2 protein-coding genes are annotated in these 2743 nt (G+C 50.5%); both read right to left on the minus strand.

Features of this window, described 5'->3' with window-relative positions; genetic code table 11:
- Positions 1–72: 72 nt before the first annotated feature.
- The gene (locus ACOCD2_RS16015) at positions 73–2349 is read right to left on the minus strand and encodes a DEAD/DEAH box helicase (RefSeq protein ID WP_293688869.1); all 2277 of its coding nucleotides are present in this window, start codon (positions 2347–2349) and stop codon (positions 73–75) included.
- Positions 2328–2621: a hypothetical protein gene (locus ACOCD2_RS16020; protein ID WP_419585983.1), complete on the minus strand. Its 294-nt coding sequence runs from the start codon at positions 2619–2621 to the stop codon at positions 2328–2330. Before ACOCD2_RS16020 ends, ACOCD2_RS16015 begins: the two co-directional genes overlap by 22 nt.
- Positions 2622–2743 lie beyond the last annotated feature (122 nt).

The raw sequence follows: 2743 nt of genomic DNA on the forward strand, positions 1-2743 counted from the left end.
CTAACGGGCAGTATGAACAAAATAGCAACTTTATTTCACCCGAAAATATACGGTGGAACAATGCTGCTTACTCTAAACTCTAGCTTTAAAAGTAACCGGTAATAAACGCCTGGTCACCGGACAGAGCCAGGCATCGTGCACCACAGAGACCTGGACTTTCCTTGGAAGATCCAGATAATAGGTGCTACCTTCGCTAACACTCAGAAGGGGTTTTAACGCACTCCAGATGGCGTTTATGATCTCTTCGATCAGCTCTTGATGGATTTCGTTCTCAGTATCCAACTGAAAAGCATAAGCGATCAAACGAATCAGACGGGACCTTCTCCCCATCGTATTCTTTGCGGAAGGCCAGCCATGCTGTTCCCAACCCGTACGCTGCTGTCCTGGTGGCAGTATGACGCTCGGCACATCCAGATAACCGGTCCAGCGCAACATATCCCTGGGAATCGAAACAGCCTTCCAGCCCCGAACGATAATGTCCAGTACCACTTGCAGGAAATCACGCCACTCTTCTACATTCACTCCCAAATGGCATAAAGCAGCAGGGGCTTTGGCGATCTTTTCAAGCTCTGGGTAATTCAGTCGTACCAATCCCATCCCTTCCAAGGAAAACTGATTTTTTGGCCGAAACATAAATTCCCGCCAGAGACAAAGTTCTGCAACCCGCCGGTCAGTCAGATCAAGCGTCAATTCTCGTAATGGCGGTATGACAAAGCGATTGAAGCCCGGATTTCCCATGAGGAGATCCACAGCTTCATTCCAGGAAAGAATCGTTGTTTGCGGGGACTGATTATCCGCCAGTTTTTTCCTATGTTCTTCCAGAACCGGTAGTAACGCCGAGTTTACCTGGGCCGCCTCTTCTAACCCTTTGATTCGTATCTCTAACTCTTTGAGATCCGTATCATTGGAACTTTCTGTCAGTTCACCCAGCTTATGGTAGAGAAGGCTTCGCACATAGTTGCGCTCTGATTCCTGCTGTAATCGAGCAGCAATCCTTGCTGTTCCCTGCCGGGAATCAGTAAAAGCCAACAAATTTCTTCCCTGCAGGGGCAAGGGATGGTCACTGGATCTAGTCTTTTTTGGAGGGAGATACTTCAGTAGTTCCGGAATAGCCGTTTGCAAAAGAAAGGGTGCACCGATCCGGACAGGACGAAAAAGGGACATGCTTAAACTGCGTCGCTCTTCCCCGCCACATCGAGGGCATTGCAGCCTTCCGCCTTCTCCCGGCAACTGCAATGAAATGTTTATTGCTTCATCACCAGTAGCACCAAGGAGACCACCAGGGCTCAAGGTATCATTGCTTTGATCACTACCTCTCGCCACCACAAGTCGCCTCAATCCAATACTTGGAGCATTAGCCTCCGCCTCATTTTCCGTCTCTTCTTCTGTGAGAAGATCTTCAATATCGAGCTGAAATTCATCTACATCTTCAGTAACATTCAGTGGACGCAACCAATCTTCCGCAGATTCGCAAACCTGGGTAGCTGCCAACACTTCCTCACCACAATCACCGCATTGATACAGCTCAAGCACTGGGTAGCCGCAATGGGAACAATGTTCACGGCGATCAGTAAACACCGCACCAAATGGCCATTCGGCTGCATCCAGGCAAGTACCAACCCGACCTTCACATTGAGCATTGCTGCAAACCCACAGTCCCGGCTGCCCTCTTTGAAAAAAATGCCCCCGCAAGGGCAAAAATGGCTCATTTTCTCCATGTCTTGCCGATGCACACAAATCCAGCAGTGCCAACATATTGAGACGATCCTGTGGTGATTCTTTCCACTTCAGAATCGACATCAGGTCTGTCAACCGGGCGGCACTAGTAGCCAAACGTTTTCGCATCTGACGAATCTGTGGACAGGACACAAGGGCTCCATATCTCTCGTCGGGAGTCATTTGTTGCAATGTGGATGGCTGAGGCAGTGGAAGATGCTGCCCTGCAAATTCACTCCTCAGCTCAGGAATCTCTCGTTCCCCTGTTACCACCGTCACACGGGATGGATCCACGCCGGCAATATCAGCCAGGAATTTCTGCAGTTGGTGTTTGGCATACTCACCAGAACCAATAGTCGCCGAAGTGGCGATGAAATGAACCTGATCAGGCTGACAGCCAAAAGCAAGAAGAACCCGGCGCAACAACAATGTTAACTCTGCTGCCTGTGACCCCAGATAGGAATGGGCTTCATCAATAACAATCCAACGCAATTTACCTTGAGACTGATCGATAATAGGGCGATCCACATTCCTAACCAGCATGTATTCGAGCATGGTGGCATTGGTCACCAGTATCGGAGGAGGATCTTCACGTAGGACATCACGGCCTACTACCTCGCTCTGCCATTCCATTTGCCGTCTGGGTGGAGAGTTCTGCGGTGTATCGCCGTTGTAGAGGCACCAGCGTATCTTTTCATCCGCTGCCAGCCATGGAGAGCGAAGCGAAGGCTGGTAGACCCCAGTAGCCGCGAGGCCGCACTGCTTACCCGTCGTGCGCATAGCGCCAGAGGGGAAGCAAAGTAGGCATCCAAACGCGGCGTCCAGTCATTGGGAGACAAGTACGGAGCAGCAACGAGCTTGCGAAGTTGTTGCGTAGTGCTTGGTGACCAGGACGGCTGGGGCACCAATAGGTTGTCAAAGGCCGAGTCGATTTTGGGGACTGGGATGTCCCAAAATCTATCACGAGGCCGAAGACACACTTGAAAGGGTTCAGACCAGGCTGCCAACCGTTCTTTTTGGCTCTTTA

The organism is Thiolapillus sp., from assembly GCF_048562965.1.
GTDB classification, from domain to species: Bacteria; Pseudomonadota; Gammaproteobacteria; order Chromatiales; family Chromatiaceae; genus Thiolapillus; species Thiolapillus brandeum_A.

Bases quoted from the DNA above. Each gene is read 5' to 3' on its own strand.
- ACOCD2_RS16015 (WP_293688869.1), bottom strand. From the start codon at position 2,349: ATGGAATGGCAGAGCGAGGTAGTAGGCCGTGATGTCCTACGTGAAGAT.